The 26,199-nt window shown below is 61.8% G+C and carries 26 protein-coding genes; 11 read left to right on the forward strand and 15 right to left on the reverse strand.

The window, feature by feature from the left end:
• Positions 1–44: 44 nt before the first annotated feature.
• The 7 genes from M5C56_RS03155 to M5C56_RS03185 are packed head-to-tail and all read right to left on the reverse strand — an operon-like array spanning position 45 to position 8,418.
• Positions 45–1,610, reverse strand: coding sequence for a flagellar hook-associated protein 3 (locus M5C56_RS03155; protein ID WP_103495986.1), 1,566 nt, complete (start codon positions 1,608–1,610; stop codon positions 45–47).
• A 13-nt stretch (positions 1,611–1,623) separates the two neighbouring features.
• A complete protein-coding gene (flgK, locus tag M5C56_RS03160) occupies positions 1,624–3,675 on the reverse strand; it encodes a flagellar hook-associated protein FlgK (RefSeq protein WP_103495987.1) in 2,052 nt (683 codons plus the stop codon).
• 10 nt (positions 3,676–3,685) lie between these two features.
• On the reverse strand, positions 3,686–4,981 hold the full coding sequence (gene flgJ / locus M5C56_RS03165) for a flagellar assembly peptidoglycan hydrolase FlgJ (protein WP_247263404.1): 1,296 nt from the start codon (positions 4,979–4,981) through the stop codon (positions 3,686–3,688).
• Between the two features lie 10 nt (positions 4,982–4,991).
• Positions 4,992–6,101, reverse strand: a complete 1,110-nt coding sequence (locus M5C56_RS03170; protein ID WP_103496533.1) for a flagellar basal body P-ring protein FlgI — start codon at positions 6,099–6,101, stop codon at positions 4,992–4,994.
• Positions 6,102–6,112: 11 nt separating this feature from the next.
• The gene (gene flgH / locus M5C56_RS03175) at positions 6,113–6,790 is read right to left on the reverse strand and encodes a flagellar basal body L-ring protein FlgH (RefSeq protein WP_103496532.1); all 678 of its coding nucleotides are present in this window, start codon (positions 6,788–6,790) and stop codon (positions 6,113–6,115) included.
• Positions 6,791–6,845: 55 nt separating this feature from the next.
• Complete coding sequence (gene flgG, locus M5C56_RS03180) at positions 6,846–7,631, reverse strand: flagellar basal-body rod protein FlgG (RefSeq protein ID WP_103496531.1); 786 nt, start codon at positions 7,629–7,631, stop codon at positions 6,846–6,848.
• Between the two features lie 46 nt (positions 7,632–7,677).
• On the reverse strand, positions 7,678–8,418 hold the full coding sequence (locus M5C56_RS03185) for a flagellar basal body rod protein FlgF (protein WP_103496530.1): 741 nt from the start codon (positions 8,416–8,418) through the stop codon (positions 7,678–7,680).
• Positions 8,419–8,751: 333 nt separating this feature from the next.
• On the opposite strand from M5C56_RS03185, the gene M5C56_RS03190 reads away from it, so the two are divergent.
• Positions 8,752–9,618, forward strand: coding sequence for a hypothetical protein (locus M5C56_RS03190; protein WP_103496529.1), 867 nt, complete (start codon positions 8,752–8,754; stop codon positions 9,616–9,618).
• Positions 9,615–10,337 (forward strand): TylF/MycF/NovP-related O-methyltransferase, encoded by a 723-nt coding sequence (locus M5C56_RS03195; RefSeq protein ID WP_100938982.1) that lies wholly within the window; start codon positions 9,615–9,617, stop codon positions 10,335–10,337. Before M5C56_RS03190 ends, M5C56_RS03195 begins: the two co-directional genes overlap by 4 nt.
• 24 nt (positions 10,338–10,361) lie before the next feature.
• Here the strand turns inward: M5C56_RS03195 and M5C56_RS03200 are convergent, their stop codons facing one another.
• Entirely contained in the window at positions 10,362–11,921 is a 1,560-nt protein-coding gene (locus M5C56_RS03200; protein WP_103496528.1) for a sigma-54-dependent transcriptional regulator, read from the reverse strand.
• Positions 11,922–12,213: 292 nt separating this feature from the next.
• Here M5C56_RS03200 and phhA point away from each other — a divergent pair, with 292 nt between their 5' ends.
• The 3 genes from phhA to M5C56_RS03215 all read left to right on the forward strand — a co-directional run bounded on the left by phhA (position 12,214) and on the right by M5C56_RS03215 (position 14,654).
• Positions 12,214–12,999, forward strand: a complete 786-nt coding sequence (phhA, locus tag M5C56_RS03205) for a phenylalanine 4-monooxygenase (protein ID WP_103496527.1) — start codon at positions 12,214–12,216, stop codon at positions 12,997–12,999.
• A gap of 102 nt (positions 13,000–13,101) precedes the next feature.
• Entirely contained in the window at positions 13,102–13,458 is a 357-nt protein-coding gene (locus M5C56_RS03210) for a 4a-hydroxytetrahydrobiopterin dehydratase (RefSeq protein WP_100938979.1), read from the forward strand.
• Entirely contained in the window at positions 13,455–14,654 is a 1,200-nt protein-coding gene (locus M5C56_RS03215; RefSeq protein WP_247263408.1) for an amino acid aminotransferase, read from the forward strand. Before M5C56_RS03210 ends, M5C56_RS03215 begins: the two co-directional genes overlap by 4 nt.
• 144 nt (positions 14,655–14,798) lie before the next feature.
• On the opposite strand, the gene M5C56_RS03220 is transcribed toward M5C56_RS03215, so the two are convergent.
• Positions 14,799–15,566 (reverse strand): anti-sigma factor, encoded by a 768-nt coding sequence (locus M5C56_RS03220; protein ID WP_103496525.1) that lies wholly within the window; start codon positions 15,564–15,566, stop codon positions 14,799–14,801.
• Complete coding sequence (locus M5C56_RS03225; protein WP_103496524.1) at positions 15,559–16,071, reverse strand: sigma-70 family RNA polymerase sigma factor; 513 nt, start codon at positions 16,069–16,071, stop codon at positions 15,559–15,561. Before M5C56_RS03225 ends, M5C56_RS03220 begins: the two co-directional genes overlap by 8 nt.
• A 148-nt stretch (positions 16,072–16,219) precedes the next feature.
• Here M5C56_RS03225 and M5C56_RS03230 point away from each other — a divergent pair, with 148 nt between their 5' ends.
• The 4 genes from M5C56_RS03230 (at position 16,220) to M5C56_RS03240 (ending at position 19,182) form a co-directional block, all read left to right on the forward strand.
• On the forward strand, positions 16,220–17,191 hold the full coding sequence (locus tag M5C56_RS03230; protein WP_103496523.1) for a metallophosphoesterase: 972 nt from the start codon (positions 16,220–16,222) through the stop codon (positions 17,189–17,191).
• A 12-nt stretch (positions 17,192–17,203) separates the two neighbouring features.
• Complete coding sequence (locus M5C56_RS03235) at positions 17,204–17,518, forward strand: cupredoxin family copper-binding protein (RefSeq protein WP_103496522.1); 315 nt, start codon at positions 17,204–17,206, stop codon at positions 17,516–17,518.
• Positions 17,519–17,683: 165 nt separating this feature from the next.
• The gene (locus M5C56_RS32330; RefSeq protein ID WP_255916937.1) at positions 17,684–17,815 is read left to right on the forward strand and encodes a hypothetical protein; all 132 of its coding nucleotides are present in this window, start codon (positions 17,684–17,686) and stop codon (positions 17,813–17,815) included.
• A gap of 167 nt (positions 17,816–17,982) precedes the next feature.
• Complete coding sequence (locus M5C56_RS03240) at positions 17,983–19,182, forward strand: MFS transporter (protein WP_103496521.1); 1,200 nt, start codon at positions 17,983–17,985, stop codon at positions 19,180–19,182.
• Between the two features lie 4 nt (positions 19,183–19,186).
• Here the strand turns inward: M5C56_RS03240 and arfB are convergent, their stop codons facing one another.
• Together arfB and M5C56_RS03250 are read right to left on the reverse strand one after the other, a co-directional pair.
• Positions 19,187–19,600 (reverse strand): alternative ribosome rescue aminoacyl-tRNA hydrolase ArfB, encoded by a 414-nt coding sequence (gene arfB / locus M5C56_RS03245; protein ID WP_103496535.1) that lies wholly within the window; start codon positions 19,598–19,600, stop codon positions 19,187–19,189.
• Between the two features lie 133 nt (positions 19,601–19,733).
• Positions 19,734–21,146: an amino acid permease gene (locus M5C56_RS03250; RefSeq protein WP_103496520.1), complete on the reverse strand. Its 1,413-nt coding sequence runs from the start codon at positions 21,144–21,146 to the stop codon at positions 19,734–19,736.
• Between the two features lie 667 nt (positions 21,147–21,813).
• Here M5C56_RS03250 and M5C56_RS03255 point away from each other — a divergent pair.
• Together M5C56_RS03255 and M5C56_RS03260 are read left to right on the forward strand one after the other, a co-directional pair.
• Positions 21,814–21,951, forward strand: a complete 138-nt coding sequence (locus tag M5C56_RS03255) for a hypothetical protein (protein WP_177100072.1) — start codon at positions 21,814–21,816, stop codon at positions 21,949–21,951.
• 58 nt (positions 21,952–22,009) lie between these two features.
• Entirely contained in the window at positions 22,010–22,975 is a 966-nt protein-coding gene (locus M5C56_RS03260) for a leucyl aminopeptidase (RefSeq protein ID WP_103496518.1), read from the forward strand.
• Positions 22,976–23,053: 78 nt separating this feature from the next.
• On the opposite strand, the gene rluB is transcribed toward M5C56_RS03260, so the two are convergent.
• The 3 genes from rluB to M5C56_RS03275 all read right to left on the reverse strand — a co-directional run bounded on the left by rluB (position 23,054) and on the right by M5C56_RS03275 (position 26,139).
• A complete protein-coding gene (gene rluB / locus M5C56_RS03265; protein WP_103496517.1) occupies positions 23,054–24,259 on the reverse strand; it encodes a 23S rRNA pseudouridine(2605) synthase RluB in 1,206 nt (401 codons plus the stop codon).
• Positions 24,260–24,384: 125 nt separating this feature from the next.
• Positions 24,385–25,428, reverse strand: coding sequence for an SMC-Scp complex subunit ScpB (gene scpB, locus M5C56_RS03270; RefSeq protein ID WP_103496516.1), 1,044 nt, complete (start codon positions 25,426–25,428; stop codon positions 24,385–24,387).
• A gap of 12 nt (positions 25,429–25,440) precedes the next feature.
• On the reverse strand, positions 25,441–26,139 hold the full coding sequence (locus M5C56_RS03275) for a ScpA family protein (RefSeq protein ID WP_177093350.1): 699 nt from the start codon (positions 26,137–26,139) through the stop codon (positions 25,441–25,443).
• Between the last annotated feature and the right edge of the window lie 60 nt (positions 26,140–26,199).

The raw sequence follows: 26,199 nt of genomic DNA on the forward strand, positions 1-26,199 counted from the left end.
GATGGAGGCGCGAGAGCCACGATGGCTCCCGCGCCCGGGTCGAATCAGATCTTGTTGAACAGGCCCAATTGACTGATTTTGCTGAAGGCCAACTGCGCCGCCTGCAACATGGTCTGCTGCAGGGTCAGCTGGGTCATGACCGCCGCCGGGTCGGCGTCGCGAATCGCCCCCTGGCTGGTGGTGTTGGCCAGCACCAGGCTCTGGTTGGTGGCGTCCTGGGCATCCAGGACCTGGCCGCGGGTACCGATGGCGGTGACCGCACTGCCCGCCTGGTCCATGGCGCTGGTGACGTTGCTGACCCCGGCGTTCATGCTTGCCAGCAGCTTCTGCTGGGCAACCGGATTGCCATCGGCCGGGGTGTTCAACGTACCTATCATCTGGTTCAAGGTATCGAGGATATTCTGGGTCTGGTGATTGTTCGGCTGGACGACAAACTGATCACCGGCCGCCGGCGTACCGCCCAAGGTCAGGCTGACCCCCGCGGCCGTCGCCGTGGAACCGGCCATGGTCCCCGAGGACACCGGCCGGCTGCTGGCCGTGATCGGCGATGCATACAGGTCATAGGCCGTGGCGCTGGTGAACTTGAGGATCGCCCCACTGGCAGGGAAGGTGCTGTCGTAGGCCGCCTGGTTGGTCGTCGTCGCCCCGGTCACCACCGCGGTCGAAGGGTTGCCGGCGCTGCGCGAGGTATTGAAGGTATCCGGCTGCGCCGCCAGGGTGAAGCTATGCCCGGCAATCACGGTATCCGGCACATCACCGGACTTCAGGTTGAGGTTCAGCCCCAGGTCCACGCCTCGGAAGGTAACCGTCTGGTTCGCGCCGTTGCTGTTGCTGATCACGCCGTTCTGGCTGGCTTCGGAAGTGACGTCAGCGCCGCTGGCATCGGTGATCTTGATCTGGGTACTGCTGAGGAAACTGACGGTATACGGCTGACCGCCGGCAAACTGAGCGTTGTAGGTCGCGCTATTGCTGACCTGGCCGTTGGACAGGGTGACGCGACCGTCGTCCACGGCCGGCGAGGTCATGGTGACCTGGGTGCGGGCAGTGTTGATGGACTGCTGGAACGCGTCCCAGCCCGTCACATTGCTGGCCACCGAACTATTGTCGCCAATGGCCAGGTTCAACTGCGACTGATCACCGTTGTAGCTGTAGGTGCCGTCGGAGTTGGCGGTATAGGGCGGAGCGCTGGTCTTCGAACCGCCGAACAGGTAGTTGCCGTTGGCATCCTGGCTGTTCATCAGCCCGAGGACCGTTTGCTGGATCTGTCCCAACTGTTGGGCATAGGCCTTGCGATCGGCATCGGTGTTGGTGCCGCTGATGGCCGACAGCCCGATTTCGCGAGCCGATTGCATGGCGCTCTGAATCGCGGTCAAGGCCGTTTCCGACTGGCTGTAAGAACCTTTGAGCGAGCTGATATTGCTGGAGTACTGGGTCAGCGCAGCGCTTTGCTGGCCCAGTTGCAACAGCCGCGCGGCCCCTACCGGGTCATCGGCGGCGGTATTGACCTTGACCATGCTGCTGGCCTCGGCACTGGTCTTGAGCGTGTCGTTGTAACCGCGCTGGTAGTTGGCAGCCGTGGTTTCGTAATACTGGGCGGTGGAAATGCGCATGAATCACGACTCCTTAAAGGCTGCTGAGCAGCGTGCTGAAGATGGCCTGGGCGGCTTTGATGATCTGCGACGCGGCCGTGTAGTACTGCTGGTACTTGACCAGGTTGGCGGACTCTTCGTCCAGGTTGACGCCGGACAGGGAGTCGCGCGCGCCCTTGGCGTTGGTCAGGATGGTCGTCGTCGCCGTGTTGTCCGAGGTGGCCTGGGACGCCTTGGTACCGACAGTGGAGACCAAGGTGCCGTAGGCGTCGGAGATGCTGCTGCCGCCGTTCGTGGCGCTCGTGCCCACGGTCTTGCTGTTTTGCAGGGCGACCAGGGCGGTGCTGTTGCGGTTGTCCGAAGAACCGGCGCCAGTCATCGACATGGTAAAGCTTTCACCGGACTTCGGATTACCGCTGACCGTGGTCTGAACGGTGAAGGTCTTCTGCACGCCTGCGCCGTCCAACACCGGATTGCCGCTGGCGTCGACCATGTTGATTTTCAGGTTCAGTGTGTTGGCCTGCCCCGGCACTATGGTACCGGTGCCCATCACGTTGCCCTGGGCATCGGTCAGGGTGTAGCCCTGGGTACCCGCGGTCGCACCGGTACCCGGTGCGCCGAAGACGATCTTGGCCGGCGTGCCGTACTTGATGGCATCCTGCAACTGCGCGTTGTTGGTCGCGTTGGACGTGCCCAACTGGTCGACCAGGGTCGGCTGGGTGTAGGTGCCGCCGTTGTTGGCACTGGTGACACCGGCCAGCGGCGCCGCCGCGGCAATGTTCTGCGCGTTGGTCATCACCGTCTGGATATCACTGGCACCGCTGCGGGTCGGGGTCACCTTGAAGGTGTCGCCGGCACTCATCGCGCCGCCGCCATTGAGGCTCAGGGTGATCCCGTCGATGACCGGGGGTGGCGTGGTCGTGGTGCTGAAGGACCCCATCGCGGTGCCGTCCGAGCGCGTGACGCTGTAGTTGGTCGCGCTGCTGAAGGTGACCTGGTAATCGTTGGTGGTCAGCGCACCGGTGTCGGCGATGGTCACGTTCAGGTTGCCGGAACCGGCGCTGTTGTTCCCATTGGCGATGCTGCGCTGGCTGATCAGGGTGGCGCTGTTGATATCGTTGAAGATCGGCGAACCGAAGTTGCCGTTCTTGTCGATGCCCTGGGCCTGCTGCTTGTTCATCTGGTCGGCCGCGACCATGGCAATACGCCCCAACGCGTTGATCGACGGGTCGAGCACATCGCTGCGATAGCGCAGCAGACCACCGATCTCGCCACCGGTCACGGTGGAGGTGATATCGACGGTGCTGGTGCCGCGATCCAGCTGCAAGGCCGACTGGCTCGGGTCGTCCTTGCTCGGCACGGCGGACAGGGTGTTGGTGCTGTTGCCCATCACCAGCGGCTGACCGCTGCCGATATAGACGTCATAACTCGAACCGCGCTGGACCACCTGGGTCCCGACCAGCTCGGACAACTGGCGCACCGCCTCGCTGCGCTGGTCCAGCAGGTCGTTCGGGGCACCGGCGGCGGTGGTGACTTTGGAAATCTGATCGTTGTACTGGGCGATGGTACTCGCCAGCTTGTTCACCTGGCCGGCCATGTCCGACAGGTTGCTGTTGATCCCGGTGTTCTGGGCGCTCAGCTGCTGGGAGAGGGAGTTGAGTTTGTCGCTCAACGCCTGGGCGCTGGTCAGCGTCGTCTGGCGGGACGCATCGTCCGTCGGGGTGGTCGACACACTTTGCAGCGAGCTGAAGAACTTCTGCAACGAAGCGGTCATGCCGGTGTTGGTATCCGACAGCATGGAGTCGGTCGGCGTGACCTGGGCCAGGTACGAGGACGAATCGCTGTTGAGCGAGGTCGAGGTTTGCAACTGCGCATCCAGGTAGGCGCTGTAGACCCGACGGACATCCGCCAGGGTCGTGCCGGTACCGATGAACACGTTGCCGTATTGCTGCGAGGCAGAGCTGGTCTGAACGGTTGACTGACGTGAATAGCCGGCCGTATCAACGTTGGAAATGTTGTTGCCGGTGGTGTTCAAAGCCGTCGAGGCCGCGTTCAACCCCGTCATACCAATATTGAGCAAGCTCATGATTCAGACCTTATAAATTCGTGGAAGCGCCCGCCGCAGCGTAGTTCTGGTAGCTCTTCATCTGTTTTGCTATTTGCGAAATCTTGCTGGCGTAGTCCGGGTCGGTGGCATACCCGGCCTTTTGCAACTCGCGTACAAACTGTTCAGGTTTATCGGCCGACTTCAGCACATCTTGATAGCGATTATTACTTTGCAGCATGGTCACCAGATCGTGGAAGCTGTCCTGGTAGGAGGCATAGGAACGGAAGTCCGCCGTCTCCTTGACCATCTGGCCATTTTTGAACTCACTGGTGATGGCGCGGGCCTGCGGCCCTTGCCAACTGCTGCCGGCCTTGATGCCGAACAGGTTGTGACTGCTGCTGCCGTCCTGCTGGCGCATGACCGATTTGCCCCAACCGGTTTCCAGGGCTGCCTGGGCCACCAGGTAACGCGGGTCGACACCAATGCGCCTGGCCGCCTGTTCCGCCATCGGCAGCATGGTGGCGACGAATTCGTCGGGCGAACTGAACGCCTGTTTGGCCGGCGCCAAGGGCGGCTGGGCCACGGCGCGACCATAGATCTGCATGCGCGTGGTCGGCACATTGCTCAAGCCGTGGATGGCCTGCCCCTGGAGCACGGAATCGCTGGCGGCGCTGTTGCGCGCCGGCACAGCCTGGGCGTTGACCGTGGCCAGGCTGCCGTCGGCCGACGGCACCAGCCCGGCGACCAGGCGATCAGTCAACTTGCTCGGCAACGCCAGGCGACGCTCGTTGAGCTTGGCCATGTCGTTGTGCAGGCTGCCGTCGCTGTTGTGGATCGGGCTGGCGACCCGCGAGGCCCACAACGGCCGCTGGCCATTCGAGCGCGCGAACGGCGAAGCCGCGGTCGCGGCCGTGGTGGTGCCAGCATTGATCGGTGTCGACACCGGCGTTTCGCCCGCAACCGTACCGGCTGGCGGCCCGACCTTGAGCCCGCCCTGGGAGGGATGCGTCGGTTTGTTCTTGCTCATCTGGCGCACCAGCACATCGGCCAGGCCGATACCGCCACCCTGGCGCGACATGGTCACGGCCAACTGATGGTCGTACATTTCCTGGTATTGCTTGGTCGCCGGGGTATTGAGCGGATTGTCCTGGGCCATTACATCAGTGGCCGCGCGCGCGGACTTGAGCATTTCGCCAACGAACAGCGACTCGAACTCCTGCGCCACCTTGCGAATGTTGGCATCGCTGTCGCGGTTGCCGACCTTCAGGCTGTTCATTCGGTTCAGGTCGCTGTAGGCACCGGAGTCGCCGGTGCTTGCCAACCCGCTCTTGCGCATATCCACCATAGCGACGGCCTCAAATCACGATCAGGTCGGCTTGCAAGGCGCCGGCCTGTTTCAAGGCTTCGAGGATCGCCATCAAGTCGCCTGGCGCCGCACCCACCTGGTTCACCGCACGGACGATCTCGTCCAGGGTGGTCCCCGGGCCAAACTTGAACATCGGCTTGGCTTCCTGCTGGGCGTTGACCCGCGAACGCGGTACCACCGCCGTGGTGCCATTGGACAGCGGCCCCGGCTGGCTGACGATCGGGTCTTCGGTAATGGTCACGGTCAGGCTGCCGTGGGTCACCGCGGCCGGCGACACCTTGACGTTCTGGCCGATCACGATGGTACCGGTACGCGAGTTGATGATGACTTTCGCCACCGCCTGGCCCGGGTCGACCTCGAGGTTTTCCAGCATCGACAGGTAGTCGACCCGCTGGCTCGGATCCAGCGGCGCGGTGACGCGAATCGAGCCGCCGTCGATGGCCTGGGCCACACCCGGGCCGAGCAGGTCGTTGACCTTGTCGACGATCCGCTTGGCGGTGGTGAAGTCGGAACGGTTGAGGTTCAGGGTCAGGCTGTTGCCCTGGTTGAAACCACTCGGTACCGCGCGCTCCACCGAAGCCCCGCCGGGGATCCGCCCGGCCGACGGAACGTTGACGGTGATCTTCGAACCGTCCGCGCCAGAAGCATCGAAACCGCCCACCACCAGGTTGCCCTGGGCGATGGCGTAGACGTTGCCGTCGATACCCTTGAGTGGCGTCATCAACAGGGTGCCGCCGCGCAGGCTCTTGGCGTTACCGATGGACGAGACGGTGATATCCACCACCTGCCCCGGCTTGGCGAACGCCGGCAGGTCGGCACTGATCGACACCGCCGCGACGTTCTTCAACTGCACGGTACCGGCGTTGGCCGGCACCTTGATGCCGAACTGCGAGAGCATGTTGTTGAAGGTCTGCAGGGTGAACGGTGTCTGCGTGGTCTGGTCACCCGAACCGTTGAGACCGACCACCAGGCCATAACCAATCAGCTGGTTGGAGCGCACACCGGAAATACTGGCGATGTCCTTCAACCGCTCGGCCTGGGCACCGAGAGCGGTGGACATCAGCAGCACAGCCGCTATCAGATGCTTGAGATTGAACATGGTCGTAGCACCTAGAAAGGCCAGAGCGGGCTGAGGAAGAAGCGGTCGAGCCAACCCGGCTGGCTCGTATCGGCAAAGGCGCCGGTACCCGAGTAGGTAATGCGCGCATCGGCCACGCGAGTGGACGGAACGGTGTTATCGGTGGCGATATCATCCGCGCGGATCATCCCGGCGATGCGCACCAGCTCATTGCCGGTATTGAGGGTCAACCACTTCTCGCCCCGTACGGCGATGATGCCGTTGGGCAGCACGTCAGCCACGGTCACGGTGATCGAGCCGGTCAGGCTGTTGCTCTGCGCGGCCTTGGAGGAACCGTCGGTGGTCTTGGTACCGCCATAGCCGATATTCAGGTTTGCGTTGCCGCTGGTCACCGACGAGCCGAAGAGCGTGGTCAGGCCAAAGTTGTTGGCATCTTTCTTCGACAGGTCGGAGTTGGCATTTTTGCTCGCCTGGGTGGCTTCGTTAAGGGTAATGGTGACAATGTCACCGACCCGGAAAGCCTTGCGGTCGCCATACAGATTTTGCTCGAAGCCGGCCTGGTAGATCGAACCGTTGTTCGCCGCGGCGGGCAACGGGGTACGCGGCAACACCGGCGCGTAATACGGGTCATTGGGCTTGGGTGGCGGGCTCATGCAGCCGGCCAACAGCGCCATCGCGCTCAACGCGAGCATGGAAAACAACCGATTCATGACCCTATTACCTCACGGTGTTGCAGGCGCCCTTCAGGCCGCCTCATAGACTTGATTACAGGTTCTGTGCGACGTACTGGAGCATCTGGTCGGCGGTGGAAATCACCTTGGAGTTCATCTCGTAGGCACGCTGGGTGGTGATCATGTTGACCATTTCTTCCACGGTGCTGACGTTGGAAGTTTCCAGGGTGCTCTGCTCTGTGGTACCGAAACCGTTGAGACCCGGGGTGCCGACCTGCGGCGCGCCGCTGGCGGCGGTTTCCAGAAACAGGTTGCCGCCCTTGGCCTGCAGGCCGGCCGGATTGATGAAGTCGGCGGTCTGGATATTGCCGATCACTTGCGAAGTCGGGCTGCCGGCGACGGTGATCGAGACCGTGCCGTCCTGGCCGACGGTGAAGGTCTGGGCGTTGTTCGGGATGATGATCGCCGGCTGCAGGGTGAAGCCGCTGGCGGTGACGATCTGCCCGGTGTTGCTCAGGTGGAAGGTACCGTCACGGGTGTAGGCCGTGGTGCCGTCCGGTTGCAGGATCTGGAAGAAACCGCGACCGTTGACGGCCATGTCCAGCGGCTGGTCGGTGGTTTGCAGACTACCGGCGGCGAAGTTCTTCTGGGTGCCGACGATCCGCACACCGGTACCCAGTTGCAGGCCCGACGGCAGTTCGCTGTCCTGGGTCGACTCGGCACCCGGCTGACGCTTGATCTGGTACAGCAGGTCCTGGAACTCGGCGCGATCACGCTTGAAGCCGGTGGTCGAGACGTTGGCCAAGTTGTTGGAAATAGTCGTCAGGTTGGTGTCTTGTGCCGCCAAACCTGTTTTTGCAACCCATAGAGCCGGAAGCATTCTGTTCTCCTTCGCGCGCCTGTTTTACGGCGCTACGTTCTGGTGATTAGCTGTTCTGCAAGACCCGAGCCATAGCCGTGTCATCTTCTTTGGCGGTGTTCATCATCTTGATGTGCAATTCGAACTGCTTGGACAGGGCCAGCACCGAGGTCATTTCCTCCACGGCATTGACGTTGCTGCCCACCAGGAAGCCCGAGACCACCTTGACGTTGGCGTCGACCGGCGCGGTCGTGCCGTCCTTGGTATGCACCACGGCATCCGGCCCCTTGATCATGTTCTTCAGATCCGGGTTGACCAGCTTGATGCGGTCGACTTCCGCCACCACCCGCGGCCCTTCACCCATGGCGCGAATACTGATGGTGCCGTCCTCGCCCACTTCGATCTTCGACTCGGGTGGCACGGCGATCGGCCCGCCATTGCCCATGACCGGCATGCCGTTGCCGGCACGCAGCACCCCGAGGGCGTCAATATTCATGCTCGCGGTGCGCACGTAACCTTCGCCGCCGTCAGGCGTCTGCACGGCCACCCAGCCGTCACCGGCCACCGCCACGTCGAGATCGCGACCGGTCTCGACCATCGGGCCCGAGGCGAAATCCGTGCCCGGGCGTTCGGTCATGGCGTAGGCACGCGACGGAAAGGTGTCACCGAACACCGGCATCGAACGGGCCTGATCCAGGTCGCGCTGAAAACCGTTGGTCGAGAGGTTCGCCAGATTGTTGGCATGGGCCTTTTGCGCCAAGGCATTCTGGGCCGCACCGGTCATTGCCACGTAAAGGTACTTGTCCACAGTCTTTCCTCTTCCTGACGGACGTTTGCCGCCACCGCTGTACTGCGAGAGGCGCAAGCAATTTCCGAACCAACTTTTTCTTGACGCAGGACAAGCCGTCGTGGCGGGGGCTTGAGTACCTTTGGCTGGCTTTCAAGGTCTTGAGGGCAGACGAAAAAACGGCGCGGTTATGCCGCTGGCGGCAAGTATCGGTCGTTTCCCCTCGTGCGGCGGGCGCCAGAAAACCACCCTGGAATAGACCTTGCAAGCCAACCCGGTAGACGGCAACCAACGTCAAGTTTGCCCCGTGACTGCCGACATTCAGAATTAGCCACAGTATTCAGGAGGGCTGACGTGAACCTGTACATCAACCAACTACAGAAAAAAGCGGACTTCAAGGAAGAGATCTATTCAGGCGCCATCTTCCTGGACACCCAGTTGGCGACCGCCAAGGAGCTCTGTGGTTTTGCCAAGGAAAGCATCACCCTGGCCTTTGACGGCGAGACCGATCACCAGTCCCTGCACACGATGATGCCGGTCGAGGAATTCGTCAGCCGGGTGACCCGCCTCAAGGGCCAGTTCACCAACAGCCAGCGCGTCAAGGACCTGATCCTGGCGTTCATCCATGAAGTCGGCATCGACCCGCGCGAGTACATCTTCGATGTACCGCGCCTGCGCGTCGTGCCCAACTACAACTACCTGCACGCCGGCGTCAGCTACGCCTACAAGCCCCATCGCGACACCTGGTACGGCAGCGTCGATTGCCAGATCAACACCTGGATGCCGGTCTACACCATCGCCCCGAACCAGACCATGATGATCAACGCCGGCTACTTCGAAAAGCCGGTGCTCAACACCTCGAAGGACTGGAGCCTGAACGACTGGATCAACAACCAGCGGCACAAGGCCAAGGAAAACCTGACCGAGGAAGTGCGCGTGCACCCGGTGCCCCTGGCCGACATCGATACGTCGTCGGAAGTCCGCATTGCCGGCAACACCGGTGAGATGCTGATCTTCTCCGGTTCACATTTGCATGGCACCGTACCCAATTACACCGAACAGACCCGCTTCAGCGTGGACTTCCGCCTGATGCACCTGGACGACCTGCAACACAAGCGCGGCGCCCCCAACGTCGACAGCGCCTGCCCGGATGTCGGGGCCGGCTTCAAAGACTACTTCCACGCCCACGACTTCTCGAATTTCCAAGGAATCTATCAATGACCAAGCGCCGCATTACGCCTGCCGAGGCTCAATACAACGAAACCCGTGCCGGCGTGCTCAAGCGGGTCGATGCCGAATACGTGGCCGACGCGCCGTTCGTGTTCGCCAACCGCATCAACGTGACCGCAGCCCTGTCGCGCATGGAGCTGTTCAAGAAGGTCATGGATGTGCCGGGCGCGATCATCGAATGCGGCGTGTACAAGGGCAACTCGCTGATGCTCTACATGCACCTGTCGATGATCCTCGAGCCCTACGCGATCAACCGTTCGATCGTCGGCTTCGACACCTTCGAAGGCTTCACCAGCATCAACAAGGACGAAGACCCGGCCGACATCAACGAGAACATGTTCTCCGACACCGACCAGTCGCTGATCCAGGACATGATCGATGCCAACGACCTGCTGCGTCCGGTCAACCGCATCCCGCGCTGCGAACTGGTCAAGGGCGATATCTGCAAGACCGTGCCGGAATTCGTCAAGTCCCGTCCGGACCTGGTGGTGGCCATGCTGATCCTCGATACCGACCTCTACGAACCGACCAAGGTCGCCCTGGAAACCTTCCTGCCGTACATGCCCAAAGGTGCCATCGTGGTACTCGACGAAGTTGCCTATCGCAACTTCCCGGGTGAAACCAAGGCCCTGCGCGAAGTGTTCGACATGAACAAGATCGAGCTCAAGCGCCTGCCGTTCGACTCGTGCGTGGGCTACTTCCACATCTGATCGAGCCAGGGGCGGGAGGCCTGGTTACTGCCCGCCCTTGACGACCTCATATTCCTTCAGCTTGTTGGCAATGGTGGTATGGGAAACCCCCAGCCGCTTGCCCAGCAAGCGACTGCTCGGATGCTCCGAGTACAGGCGCTCCAGCACCGCCCGCTCGAACCGCCCGACAATCTCGTCCAACCCGCCCTCCAGGGAAAAATCCCCCAGGGGTTGGCGCACGCCATAGTCCGGCAACCGGATATGCTCGGCCTTGACCACCCCGCCCTCGCAGAGGGAAACCGCCTGGAACAGCACGTTCTCCAACTGCCGGACATTGCCCGGCCAGTGATAGTGCGCAAGACGATCCATCGCCGCCGGCGCCAGCTTCGGCAAGGGGCAACCGATCTGCCGACTGGCCTGGTCGAGAAAATGCTCCACCAACGGGGTCAGCCCGTCCAGGCACTCACGCAGGGGCGGGATATGCAGGGACAACACGTTGAGACGGTGATAGAGGTCCTGGCGAAACTCACCCCGCGAACACAGCTCCGAGAGGTCGACTTGGGTCGCGCAGATCACCCGCACATCCAGGTAAACCTCTTCGTCGCTGCCGACCCGACGGAACCCGCCATCCTGGAGAAAGCGCAATAACTTGACCTGCAGGCGCGGACTCATCTCCCCCACCCCGTCGAGGAACAAGGTGCCGCCGGCGGTCAGTTCCAGCAGCCCGAGCTTGCCCTCGGCCCGCGCGCCCTCGAACGCGCCGGGACCGTAGCCGAACAGCTCGGTTTCAGCCATGGACTCCGGCAAGCCGGCGCAGTTGAGGGCCATCAACGGCGCCTGTCCCCGCGGGCTGGCCAGGTGGCAGGCCCGCGCCAGCAATTCCTTGCCGGTCCCGGTCTCGCCTTCGATCAGCAGCGGTGCATCCAGCGGTGCCATGCGCCGGGCCTCGCGAACCACCGCGGCCATGACTTTCGAGCTCTGGAAAATACTGTCGAAACCGCGCAACTCCTGCTTGCGCACGTTGTAGATGCGCTCGCCGACCTGATCGGCGCGATGCAAGGTCAGCACCGCGCCGGCCATCGCCTCGCTGTCATCGTGTTCCGACTGCAACGGCGCGATATCCGCCAGGAAAACGTCACCCTTGATCTTGACCCGCAGGCCATTGATCCGCGACTGGTTGGCGCGCACCAACTCCGGCAGGTCGAAATCCGGCGCATAACGCGCCAGCGGGATGCCCGGCACCTCGTCAACCCTGACCCCGAGCAACTGCGCCGCCGCGCGGTTGGCCGCGACAATCGAGCCGCCCATGTCGATGGACAGCACCGGAAACTCCAGGGCCCCGAGCAAGGCGTTGAGCTCCATATGCCGACGCTCGCTGGGCATCAGGCCGACGCGTTTGACGCCAAACACCCCGGCGATGGTTTCGAACTTCGGCCGCAGGGCCTGGAACTGCAGGTTGATCAGATTCGGGCAGTGCAGGTAGATGGCATTGCCCTGATCACCGCCGACTTCGCCACGGGCGACGTTGATGCCGTAGTCCACCAGCAGATTGAGAATGTCGCGAAGAATGCCGATGCGGTTCTGGCAGTGCACTTTGATACGCATGGAAAGGCTCGAAAAGGGTGATAGCCGGGCCCCATGGGCCCCTGCGGAGCGGGCACTTTTTTCAGTACGCCGCAGTTATTCGTAAAGATTATGTGACGAAAACCCGCTTGATCGCCACGTCAAAACGCCTTACGCATCAGCAAAACGCCATTTCGTAACGATTTCTTTACGAAATATCGGCATGCATCCTACCCCTTCGCGCTTTGCCCTGGATGCGCACGCCCCCTCAACGGGTTAACACTAAGCCCATCGCAGCACATAACAAGAACGAATCCCCCAGCAGGAGAGCGGTATGAAGCAGACGCACTACGTGGCTCGCGAGCCCGATGCGCAAGGTTTTATCGACTACCCGGCCGCCGAGCATGCCGTGTGGAACACCCTGATCACTCGCCAACTGAAAGTGATCGAAGGCCGCGCCTGCCAGGAATACCTGGACGGCATCGAAAAACTGGCCCTGCCCCACGACCGGATTCCGCAACTCGGCGAAATCAACCAGGTCCTCGGCGCCACCACCGGCTGGCAAGTCGCCCGGGTGCCGGCGCTGATTCCGTTCCAGACTTTTTTCGAACTGCTGGCCAACAAGCAGTTTCCGGTGGCGACTTTCATTCGCACCGAAGAAGAGCTCGACTACCTGCAAGAGCCGGACATTTTCCACGAGATCTTTGGCCACTGCCCGCTGCTGACCAACCCCTGGTTCGCCGAATTCACCCACACCTACGGCAAGCTCGGCCTGCAAGCCAGCAAGGAGCAACGGGTGTACCTGGCGCGCCTGTACTGGATGACCATCGAATTCGGCCTGGTGGACACCCCGCAAGGTCGGCGCATTTATGGCGGCGGCATTCTCTCCTCGCCGAAGGAGACCGTGTACAGCCTGTCCAACCAGCCCGAGCATCAGCTCTTCGATCCGCTGGAAGCCATGCGCACGCCGTATCGCATCGACATCCTGCAACCGCTGTACTTTGTCCTGCCGAACCTCAAGCGCTTGTTCGACCTGGCCCACGAAGACATCATGGGCATGGTCGAGCGCGGCATGCAGTTGGGTCTGCACGCCCCGAAATTCCCGCCCAAGGCCGCCTGATCCGCGACATTGAGCGCTACGTGCGTCTTTCTCGAACCGACGTTTTCGAATAGCGTATTCGAACGGCGTCCTTGAATAAAAAAACGATTTCAGGAATCCATCATGAACACCTTGAACCAAGCCCACTGCGAAGCCTGCCGCGCCGATGCCCCCCAGGTCAGCGACGAAGAACTGCCGCTGCTGATCAAACAGATTCCGGACTGGAACATCGAAGTGCGGGACGGCATCATGCAGCTGGAGAAGGTCTTCCTGTTCAAGAACTTCAAGTTCGCCCTGGCCTTCACCAATGCCGTCGGCGAGATTTCCGAAGCCGAAGGCCATCACCCGGGTCTGCTGACCGAGTGGGGCAAAGTCACCGTCACCTGGTGGAGCCATTCGATCAAGGGCCTGCACCGTAACGATTTCATCATGGCGGCACGCACCGACGAGGTCAGCCACGCCGCCGAGGGCCGTAAATAATGCATTTCGACGCCATCGCGCGTGTACCCGGCGACCCGATCCTCGGGTTGCTGGAGGCTTATGCCCAGGACCCCAATCCTCGCAAGTTCGACCTGGGCGTCGGCGTCTACAAGGATGCCCAGGGCCTGACCCCGATCCTGCGGTCGGTCAAGCTGGCTGAACAGCGGCTGGTGGACGAGCAGCGGACCAAGTCCTATATCGGTGGCCACGGCGACCTGCGCTTTGGCAGCCTGCTCAACGAGCTGGTGATGGGTGCGGACTCGCCGCTGATCGCCGCCCAACGTGTCGGCGCGACCCAGACCCCGGGTGGCACCGGCGCCTTGCGCCTGAGTGCCGACTTTATCGCCCACTGCCTCCCGGGTCGTGGCATCTGGCTCAGCGATCCGACCTGGCCGATCCACGAGACCATCTTCGCCGCCGCCGGCTTGAAGATCAGTCACTACCCTTACGTCGACAGCGATAACCGCCTGAACGTCGAAGGCATGCTCGCCGCCCTGGAACAGGTGCCGCAGGGTGACGTGGTGCTGCTGCACGCCTGCTGTCACAATCCGACCGGTTTCGACCTGTCCCACGACGACTGGTACAAGGTGCTGGACATCGTCCGTCGCCGCGAACTGCTGCCGCTGATTGACTTTGCCTACCAGGGCTTTGGCGATGGCGTGGAGCAGGATGCCTGGGCCGCGCGGTTGTTCGCCCGGGAATTGCCGGAAGTGCTGATCACCAGTTCCTGCTCGAAGAATTTCGGCCTGTACCGCGAGCGCACCGGCGCACTGATCGTCTGCACCGGCGATGCTGAAAAACTGCTGGATGTGCGCAGTCAACTGGCGGCGGTGGCCCGTAACCTGTGGTCGAACCCACCGGATCATGGCGCGGCGGTGGTCACCACCATTCTCGGCACCCCAGAGTTGAAGAGCCAGTGGGCCGATGAAGTGGAAGCCATGCGTTTGCGTATTGCGCAACTGCGCAGCGGCCTGGTGGAAGCCCTGCAGCCCCATGGCCTGGCCGAGCGCTTCGCGCATATTGGCGTGCAGCGCGGCATGTTCTCCTATACCGGTTTGTCACCAGCCCAGGTCAAACGCCTGCGCGACGAGCACAGCGTGTATATGGTCAGCTCCGGCCGGGCCAACGTGGCGGGGATCGACGCGACGCGCCTGGATGCGCTGGCGCAGGCGATTGCCGCGGTCTGCAAGGACTGACACAACGACACGTGCTGGCTGGACATGGTCCTGTAGGAGCTTGCTAGCGATGAACGATAACGCGGTCTGTCTGAGACACCGCAGCGTCTGAATCGCCAGCAAGCCCTACAGGTTTTGTTGTGTGCTCACGATCAGATCAGACACTTACCCACCCTTCTCGATCAACTGCCCGAACCCCTCGAGCTCGCCCTTCTCCAGGTCCGAGACCAGGATGAAACGCAGGTGATCACGCCGCCACGACACCACGTTGTAGCCCCGCAAAGACAAGCTCTCCCGAGCCCGATCAGCTTCGGCCGTCGGCAGGATAAACAGGTTGATGGTGTGCTTGGCATGCCGATACGCCAATGCTGCGGCGGTCTGGTGTTGCAGATAATCCAATCGCCCGCCCAACAACGGGTAACCCTGCGCCGCATAATCGAAGACCGGCGGCGCGAAATCGAGCTTGCCGGTAAACCAGGGTTTCACCGTATGCCGGTCGGACGACACCACATCGTTCAAATGCTCGGCCATCAGCGAACGCACATGACTGGACACCGCCTCATCCAGCCAGGGTTGTTCGGCGGACGGCGTCACCACATAGAGCATGACCGCCAGGCTCAACGCCAGGGTTGAAAACGCCGGCGCCCACCAGCGCCCCGATAGCGACCGCAACCCCTGCATGAAACCCGCCATGGCCGAAGATCGCTCTGGGGCAGCTCCCAACAGCCCCAGGTTCAGGGCCTCGGGCGCGCGGTAATAGGGGGCGCGATTTTTGACGTCGTCGATCAATTGACGGGCCTGCTCATACCGACGTGCGCACTCGGCACAACCCGCCAGGTGCCCGGCCACCCGCGCCGTGGTCGCCGCGTCCAGTTCATGGTCGAGGTAGCCATGGATCAATTCATCACAGGTCTTGCAGTCGAGGTCATTCATAAGGGTGCAACTTCAGCAGTTCGCGCTTGAGCATCGCGCGGGCCCGGGCCAGCCGCGACATGACGGTGCCCAAGGGGATATCGACGATTTTCGCTATGTCCTTGTAGGGCATGTCTTCCAACTCCTTCAGGACGATCACTTCGCGAAACGCCGGCGCCAACGCCAGCAGTGCCAGGCGGACCTGCTCGGCCGCCTGGGCGCGGATGATCTGTGACTCGGGTGTGCACACATCGGCCATTGCCGGGTCGTCCTGCAACCACTCCTCATCAAGGGTCACCCAACGCGATCCCATCGAGGCCTTGAGCCAGTTGTAGCTTTCGTTGCGGACAATGGTCAGGAACCAGGCCTTGGCATTGCCGTCGACAAAACGGTGCTGGAACTTGAAGGCCCTGAAGGCACTTTCCTGGACCACATCCTGCGCGGCGCTCTCACTGTCGGTGAGCCAGCGCGCGAGGTTATAGGCCGCATCCAGATGCGGCGCAAACAGCGCCTCGAATCGCTTCATAGTGGCTCCGATACCTTTGTTCCTATAACGGTGAAAGGTCCTGTTTTATTCCCGAAAGAATTTTTTTATTTCCTGGAATAAAGCCCCGCGCCTACCGGTTTTACAGATGTGAGCTCAATCACTGTAGACCGCCAGCGAGGGCGTTCCCATGGACCTGCACCCAACACCCCACGACAAACGTACCGACGGCCCGCTCGACCCCGACCGCCGGACCCTGCTCAAATGCTCGGCCTGGGCCGGCGCCGGGGTCCTCTGGGCCCTGAGCGGCGGCATCCCGCGGGCCTTTGCCCTAGACCAGAATGGCCAGACCAGCGACCCGGCCGCGCTGGCCGCGAACTTTCACTTCGTGCAAATCAGCGATTCGCATATCGGTTTCAACAAGGAGGCCAATCCCGAACCGGTGAAGACCCTGCAAGTGGCCATCGACAAGATCATCGCCTTGCCCAAGCGGCCGGCGCTGATTCTCCACACCGGGGATATCACCCACCTCAGCAAGCCGGAGGAATTCGACACCGCCGCACAATTGCTCAAGGCCCTGCCTGCCACCGTTCACTATGTGCCGGGCGAGCACGACACCCTTGACGAAGGCGGCGGCCAGCTCTACCTGCAGCGGTACGGCAAGGGCACCAAGGGCAACGGCTGGTACAGCTTCGACGACCACGGCGTGCATTTCATCGCGCTGGTCAACGTCTTCAACTTCCAGGCCGGCCATGAAGCCAACCTCGGCGCCGAGCAGATCGCCTGGCTGGCCGATGACCTGCGGGCGGTGTCGACGAGCACGCCGATCGTGGTGTTTACCCATATTCCGCTGTGGACCATTTACCAACCCTGGGGCTGGGGCACGGAGGACGGCGACCAGGCCATTGCCCTGCTGCGCAAATACGGTTCGGTGACCGTGCTCAACGGCCATATCCATCAGGTGATCCAGAAGGTCGAAGGCAATATCACCTTTCACACCGCGCGCGGCACGGCCTACCCGCAACCAGCACCAGGGGCGGCACCGTCACCGGGGCCGATGACCGTGGCCGCCGATCAGTTACGCAATTACCTGGGGATTACCGATGTCCGCGCGACACAAGGCGATCACCCATTGGCACTGATTGATTCGACACTGATTTAGGAGAACATTCGAATGAAAAGACTTTTGCACGGATTGGCGCTGATTTGCCTGACGGTCTCGATCCCGGTGTGGGCGCAAGACGTGAAGATCGATATCAAGGAATTCATGTTCGGGCCCAAGGACCTGACCGTTGCGCTCGGTACCAAGGTGACCTGGGTCAACGACGACCAGATCCCCCATACGGTGGCCGAAACCCACAAGCTGTTCCGCTCGGGCGCGCTGGACACCAATGACAGCTTTTCCTATGAGTTCAAGACTGCGGGCACCTACGAGTATTTCTGTGCCCTGCATCCACAGATGATCGGGAAAATCATCGTCACTCCCTGAACCGAGGGAGCCGGCTTGCCGGCTCCCACAGAACTGACGAATGGCTGTCGAAGCCGGGGCGAAAAAATCTTTCTGTCATTTCCCCTGCTGTATCCTGCCCAGGCTTTTTAAAAGCGCGGATCTACCCAGCGATTTAAAAAACAGACCTTGCGAGGAGCGACGACGATGCATGAGATACCCAACTTCCCCTTCCCAAGCCTGCACGAGACTGAGCAGAAAAACCCGCCACAAGCCGCTGCCCAGCAGCCGGTAAACAACGAGGCCGCAGAAAGCCTCAAGGCCGACAGCGAAGACTGAACGCTTGCTCAACCGGTCGCGTGAAAAGCCCGTTCCCTGGTGTTTTTCACGCAACCGGATACAGGCACCCGCCAAGCTTTTTTCGATTTAACTCCCCTGCAACCCGCTTCGCACCGTTATCATAAGCCTCCTATCTTTTTTCTCCGCGGCAACGGTGGTTCTTGTCCATGTCTGATACCCAGCGCCCCCTGGCGGTCACGCTGCAAGTCGTTTCCATTGTCCTGTTTACCTTTATCGGTTACCTGAACATCGGCATTCCCCTGGCCGTGCTGCCCGGCTATGTCCACAGTGACCTGGGCTTCGGCACGGTGATCGCCGGGCTGGTGATCAGCGTCCAGTACCTGGCGACCTTGTTGAGTCGTCCCTATGCCAGCCGGATCATCGATAACCAGGGCAGCAAGCGCGCGGTAATGATCGGCCTGCTCGGCTGCGGCCTGAGCGGTGTGTTCATGCTGGTCTCGAGTGTTCTCCAGGCGATGCCGTTGCTGAGCCTGATCAGCCTGTTTATCGGCCGCCTGGTGCTGGGCAGCGCGGAAAGCCTGGTGGGCTCCGGGTCCATCGGCTGGGGGATCGGCCGGGTCGGTGCGGCGAACACCGCCAAGGTGATTTCCTGGAACGGCATCGCCAGCTATGGCGCACTGGCCATCGGCGCACCACTGGGCGTGTGGCTGGTCGGTCAGTTGGGCCTGTGGAGCATGGGCGTGAGCATCCTGTTGCTGGCCACGCTGGGGCTGCTGCTGGCCTGGCCGAAACAGGCGGCACCGATTGTTGCCGGCGAGCGCCTGCCCTTCCTTCATGTACTGGGCCGCGTACTGCCCCACGGCACCGGCCTGGCCCTGGGCTCCATCGGTTTCGGCACCATCGCGACCTTTATCACCCTGTATTACGCCACCCAGCACTGGGCCAACGCGGTGCTCTGCCTGAGCCTGTTCGGTGCCAGTTTTATCGGTGCGCGGCTGCTGTTCGGCAACCTGATCAATCGCCTCGGTGGCTTTCGCGTGGCGATCGCCTGCCTGTCGGTGGAAACCCTGGGGCTGCTGCTGTTGTGGCTGGCACCGGATGCCCATTGGGCACTGGCGGGGGCGGCATTGAGCGGGTTCGGTTTCTCGCTGGTGTTCCCGGCACTGGGAGTGGAGGCGGTGAACCTGGTGCCGGCCTCCAGTCGCGGCGCGGCGGTGGGTGCCTACTCGTTGTTTATCGACCTGTCGCTGGGCATCACCGGGCCCTTGGCCGGGGCCATTGCCGCGGGCCTGGGCTTTGCCTCGATCTTCCTGTTCGCCGCCCTGGCGTCGTTTTCCGGGTTGCTGCTGAGCCTTTATCTCTACCGGCAGGCACCGAAGCAGCGAGCGTTGCGGGAAAAAACCTGAAGGACTAGAAATCGATCTTGCCGCGCCCGGCCTTGATCGCACCACGCTGGGACTTGCCTTCCAGGCGACGTTTCTTCGAGCCGAGGGTCGGCTTGGTCGGGCGGCGTTTCTTCTCCACCTTGGTGGCCGTGAGGATCAGTTCGACCAGGCGTTCCAGGGCATCGCCGCGGTTCTGCTCCTGGGTCCGGTATTGCTGGGCCTTGATCACGATCACCCCTTCGCTGGTGATGCGACTGTCGCGCAGGGCCAGCAGGCGTTCCTTGTAGAACGGCGGCAGGGACGAAGCCGGAATATCGAAACGCAGGTGCACCGCGCTGGAGACCTTGTTGACGTTCTGCCCGCCCGCGCCCTGGGCACGAATGGCCGTCCATTCGATCTCGGCATCCGGCAGATGCACATTGTTGGAAATCACCAGCATTTGAAAAGCGTCCGACATCAGGGCGTTCAGGATACCTGATCTGTACCACGGCGAGCCGGTTCGCCCGTGTCCCGACCGTGCAGAAACGACAAACCCGGCGGTCGCCGGGTTTGTGCTTGCAACGGATAAAAGCCTACTTCACCGCCAGCAATGCCTGTTGGGCACTGCGCCGATTCTTGATGCCGTAGCAGACCCACATGAACGCCACCCAGACCGGAATCGCGTACACCGAGACCTGGATCCCCGGAATCATCAACATGACGCCAAGGATGAACACCACGAACGCCAGGCACACATAGTTGCCATAGGGGTACCACAGGGCCTTGAACAGCGGACTCTGTTGGGTGCTATTCATGTGCTGGCGGAACTTGAAGTGCGAGTAGCTGATCATCGCCCAGTTGATCACCAGGGTCGCCACCACCAGGGACATCAGCAATTCCAGGGCCTGTTGCGGCATCAGGTAGTTCATCACCACCGCGATGAAGGTCACCAGCGCCGAGGCCAGGATCGAGCGCACCGGCACGCCGCGCTTGTCGATCCTGGCCAGCGCCTTCGGCGCATCACCCTGCTCGGCCATGCCCAGCAGCATGCGGCTGTTGCAGTAGGTGCCGCTGTTGTACACCGACAGCGCCGCCGTCAGCACCACGAAATTGAGGATGTGCGCCGCCGTGTTGCTACCCAGCATCGAGAACACCTGGACGAACGGGCTGCCGCTATAGGAGTCGCCGGAAGCGTTCAGCGTGCTCAGCAAGCTGTCCCAGGGCGTCAGCGACAGCAGGATCACCAGGGCACCGATATAGAAAATCAGGATCCGGTAGATGACCTGGTTGATGGCCTTGGGAATCACGGTTTTCGGCTGGTCGGCTTCAGCGGCGGTGAAACCGAGCATTTCCAGGCCGCCGAAGGAAAACATGATGATCGCCATGGCCATCACCAGGCCGCTGACGCCATTGGGGAAGAACCCACCGTGTTCCCACAGGTTGCTCACCGAGGCCTGCGGACCGCCGTGGCCGCTGACCAGCAGGTAGCTGCCCAGGGCAATCATGCCGACGATCGCCACCACCTTGATAATCGCGAACCAGAACTCCGCCTCGCCGAAAACCTTGACGTTGGCCAGGTTGATCGCGTTGATCAGGACGAAGAAGGCTGCTGCCGAGACCCAGGTCGGGACATCGGGCCACCAGTAGTGGATGTACTTGCCGACGGCGGTCAGCTCCGACATGCCCACCAGGATGTAGAGGATCCAGCAATTCCAGCCCGACAGAAAGCCGGCGAAACCGCCCCAGTACTTGTGGGCAAAGTGGCTGAACGAACCGGCGACCGGCTCCTCGACGATCATCTCGCCCAACTGGCGCATGATCATGAAGGCGATAAAACCGCAGATGGCATAGCCGAGGATCATCGACGGACCGGCGGACTTGAGCACCCCGGCCGAACCGAGGAACAGGCCGGTACCGATGGCGCCACCGAGGGCGATCAATTGGATATGACGATTTTTCAGGCCGCGTTTAAGCTCGCCCGAAGCAAGGGGTGTATCAGGGGTCATGCGTCACCTGTTTGTTTTTATCTGTGACGAAATCGAACCCATCACGCTTATGACGCGATGGAGTGAACAAGGCGGGTAGCCTTGAGTGCACGGGCTTTCGGAGCATCGCAAGGCCGCCGTCGAAAGCCACAAAAATGCGCGGGTACGCAGTTGAGTCACAGGTAAAACGCCGCGCATTGTACACCGCCAGACCACCACTGGCAGGCATCCGCGCATCTCACCGCCCCCAGCGCGGGAGGACAAGGGGCCTTTTCGCCACAAAGAAAAATCCTACAGAGCCCCTCGGCAACTATTCCTTACGCCAATCCGAACCTCGGATTTTCAGGCGCTTTTACTGTCCAGATCGTCAGGTTTTCCTGACAAAGTGTCACGTTTTCTTGCCAACAAAGCCATATACGGCCCCCGTTCGAAAATTGACATACAGACTGTTTAGCGCGGGCTTTAGCGAGTGAATCGCTGTTTTTCCAGAAGAAGTTTTTTGCTCTGCAAGCCTGCAAAAAAAATTTGAAAATATTTTTTTGCGCCTAGCGAGATACTGCACTAGGTTTTCAGCCACTTGCCGAAGCCTACAGTCGGCAAGCCGGAGAATCGGTTTTTATGCATAGGAATTTTCCTAGCAAAAAGCCTTTTCGACCGTCCAGCAATAACATTCCCAAGGAGATTCACCATGCAAGTCTCGGATCAGGACGTGAGCACTGAACTGCAACTGGACGATTGGTTTGAAGCCCCGACCCACGACGCGGCCGTGGAAATGATGCAAGCCGATGCTGTCGTGCCCTTTGGCACTGCGATGTGGCCTTTCTAAGGCCTCCAGGTGGGTGCGGTTTACCGCACCTACCCTCTGTTGCCCCAGGAACGACGTCATGGACAAGACCCGCGCCCTCGAACACTTTCTCTACTACCTCGCCCGCCATCCGGCCCTGGAAGGGCTCGACCAGCCGAAAGTCCTACTCGGCCATACCCCGGATTACAGCGAGATCACCGCGGCCATCATCGAGCAGGACGCCGAGCGCCAACAGTTCGGCTTCAGCGCGTTGCGCCTGGACCTTGAGCCGGCCCCGAGACTGATCGAGGCCATCAGCGACAGCGACCTGTATATCTTTTTCTACGACTCCTCGATGCTCTCCCCGCCTCGCCCGCAAGGCCCGGAGTTCCTCCACGCATTGCATGGGGTCATGGCCGAGCAATGGCGCAAATCGCTGCTGTTCAAGGATTACGGCGATTACTTCTACGACACCTTCAGTGTCAGCCCGCAACGCATTGCCGAACTCAACGACAGCCTGATCCGCCGCATGTCCCGGGCCACCACCCTGAGCTTCAAGGACCGCCACGGCTCGCACCTGCAGGCGCCGCTGAGCAGTATCCGCAAGTGGACCAATATCAATGGCGTGGGCAACCACGACCTGGCCCCGGGGGAGATCGCCACCCACAGCGACACCATTAACGGTTGCGTGAAGTTTGTCGGGACCTTTCTCGGCACCATTCCCTTTGCCCGCAAGTACGGAGTGCTGGAGTCGCCGTTGGCGCTGTGGATCGAGGATTCGACCATCCGCCGCATTGCCACCGAAGTGCCTGGGCTGGAGGCGGATTTCAACAAGTACCTGAATGCCAATCCATCCAACCGTCGGGTCGAGGAACTGGGGATCGGTACGAATGAGGGGGTCAAGGCCCTGTATGCGCGCAACTCGGGTTTCGAGGAGCGCCATTGCGGCCTGCACCTGGGGTTGGGCGGTGGCGCCAAGGGCAGCCATCACCTGGACCTGATCTTTGCCAGCGGCGTGCTGGCGCTGGATGACAAGCCGGTGTTTGACGGGCAGTTTGCGTTTTGACCTGCCCCAAAAAACAAAACCCCATGACGTTGGCTCGTCATGGGGTTTCGGGTCTCGCGGTGCGCTCAAGCGCCTGCTTTACTCAGGCTTGCGACGCCCGAACCCCGGACGCTGGCCGGAACCGGCCGGGGCGCCACGACGCTTGCCCGACGGCGCGTCCTTGTCCAGGACCAGGCTTGGACGCTTGGTCTTGGGTGCCGGCTTGGCCGGACGCTTGCTGTCCGTCGGACGATCCGCCACTGGCGTACCACGGGTCGACTCACCACGACCGGCCGCCGGACGCGGGGCACGTGGTGCGCGCTCGCCATCCTGACGAGGAGCCGGCTTGCGGGCTGGACGCTCGCCTTCGATACGCGGCTCGCGCTCACTGCGCTCGGCAGGTGCACCGGCGGCCGGACGCAGGGTCCGCACACGCTCGCCCTTGCCCACCGGACGAGAGGATTTGCGCTGCATACGCTCCAGCTTGTCCTTGCTCTTGGCATTGAGCTGCGGCATCGCTACCGGCGTCAGGCCGACCTCGGCACTGAGGATGTCCACTTCGTACTGGCTCATTTCACGCCAGCGGCCCATCGGCAGGTCGGAGTTGAGGAACACCGGACCGAAACGCACACGCTTCAGACGGCTGACCACTAAACCCTGGGATTCCCACAGACGACGCACTTCGCGGTTACGACCTTCCATCACCACGCAGTGGTACCAGTGGTTGAAACCTTCACCGCCAGGCGCTTCCTGGATATCGGTGAACTTCGCCGGGCCGTCTTCGAGCATCACGCCGGCCTTGAGCCGGGCAATCATCTCTTCGTCCACTTCACCACGGACACGGACCGCGTACTCGCGGTCCATTTCGTAGGACGGGTGCATCAAGCGGTTGGCCAGCTCACCGTCGGTGGTGAACATCAGCAGACCGGTGGTGTTGATGTCCAGGCGGCCGATATTGATCCAGCGGCCTTCTTTCGGACGCGGCAGCTTGTCGAACACGGTCGGACGGCCTTCCGGGTCGTCACGGGTGCAGATCTCGCCGTCGGGTTTGTTGTACATGATCACGCGGCGAACCGATTCGGACGCCTCTTCGCGCTTGATCACCTTGCCATCGATGGTGATGGCGTCATGCATGTCGACGCGCTGGCCGAGGGTGGCGTCTTTGCCGTTGACCTTGATCCGGCCTTTGCTGATCCAGCCTTCCACGTCGCGGCGCGAGCCGACGCCGATACGGGCCAGGACCTTCTGCAGTTTTTCGCCTGCTGGGCCGATTTCCTGGTCGTCTTTCTGCTTGATATCACTCATCTGGGCACCTCCCGGTGTGTCGATTCAGGCCTTGGCCTGAAGAAATTGAATCTGTTGCCTGGGCGAAGGGATCGCCGCGGGGGCGCGAATCATACGCCGATGTTGGCCATTATGCACTCTCGCAATCAATCATCGAGCAAGCGGCGTTCCTGTTCGATCGCCTCGGCCAGGGCCAGGGCTTCGGCTTCTTCATCGGTCAGCTGCGGCCGGCCGGCGGCCTTGTCCAGGGCCGCGACCGCCGCGAGCAATTGTTCCCGGGCCTGCTGGGCACCGACGAGATCCGGCTCCGGTACTTCTGGCACTGCGGGTTCTTCGACTGTTTCCGGCTCTTCTTCGAGCACTTCGTCGGCCTCGACTGCTTCGACTGTCACAGCGGGCTCAACAGGTTCAGCTCTTTCAAGCCCAGATTCCTGCAGCGGCAACTCGCCCGTCGGCACCATTGCGCCGTCACGCAGCAAATCGTCAAAGTCGGTCTTGATCCCCTCTTCCATGGAGTCCAGCTCCAGCAACAGGGTATGGAAGCTGGTTTCCTCCTTCGGCGCCTCGGCCCCCTCCGGATCGAGACTGGCATCGGCCAGGGCCTGCAGGCTCGCGGGCACCGGCGCATCCTCGACATCGAACAGCGGCTCGGGCTCCATCTCCCGCAGTTCGGCCAGGGGCGGCAGGTCGTCAAGGTTCTTCAGGTTGAAGTGATCGAGAAACGCCTTGGTGGTGGCGAACATTGCCGGCTTGCCCGGCACCTCGCGGTAACCGACGACCCGAATCCACTCACGCTCCAGCAAGGTCTTGACGATCTGGCTGTTGACCGCCACGCCACGCACATCCTCGATCTCACCCCGGGTGATCGGTTGACGATAGGCGATCAGCGCCAGAGTTTCGAGCATCGCCCGGGAATAACGCTGCGGACGTTCTTCCCAGAGCCGCCCGACCCAGGGAGCGAATTTCTCGCGCACCTGCAGACGATAGCCGGAGGCCACCTCCCGCAGCTCGAAGGCGCGCCCTTCGCAGGACTTGGCGAGGATCGTCAGGGCTTTCTTGAAGACCGGCGGCTCGGGCCGTTCGCCCTCCTCGAACAGCTCGAACAGCCGTTCCAGGGATTGCGGCTTTCCCGAGGCCAACAGAAAGGCTTCAAGCAGCGGGGCCAGCTCGCGGGGTTCACTCAGGTTCATGGATTGTGCTCGTTATTCAGCGCGCGCCCGCACATGGATCGCCGTAAAGGGTTCATTCTGCACCAGTTCGACCAGGGATTCCTTGACCAGCTCAAGAATCGCCATAAAGGTCACCACCACCCCCAGCCGTCCTTCCTCGGCGGTAAACAGCTCGACAAAGGGCACGAAGCCGCCGCCCTTGAGGCGTTCCAGTACATCGCTCATGCGCTCGCGGGTCGACAGTTGCTCACGACTGACCTGATGGCTTTCGAACAGGTCGCCACGGCGCAGGACCTCGGCCATGGACATCAACACTTCTTCCAGGCTCACGTCCGGCAACAGCTTGCGCGCCCGGGCCTCGGGGGCATCGAGCTTGGGCACCAGCACATCGCGGCCGACCCGGGGCAAGGTGTCGAGGCCCTCGGCGGCGCTCTTGAAGCGCTCGTACTCCTGCAGGCGACGGATCAGTTCGGCCCGCGGGTCGTCCTCTTCCGCCTCGATTTCGGCCGAACGCGGCAGCAGCATCCGCGATTTGATCTCGGCCAGCATCGCCGCCATCACCAGGTACTCGGCGGCCAGCTCCAGGCGCACCGACTTCATCAACTCGACATAACCCATGTACTGGCGGGTGATTTCCGCCACCGGGATGTCGAGGATATCGATGTTCTGCTTGCGGATCAGGTAGAGCAGCAAGTCCAGCGGGCCCTCGAAGGCTTCGAGAAAGACTTCCAGGGCGTCCGGCGGGATATACAGGTCCAGCGGCATCTCGGTGACCGCCTGGCCATAGACCAG

This window comes from Pseudomonas sp. MWU13-2862 (assembly GCF_023242495.1).
Lineage (GTDB): Bacteria > Pseudomonadota > Gammaproteobacteria > Pseudomonadales > Pseudomonadaceae > Aquipseudomonas > Aquipseudomonas gingeri_D.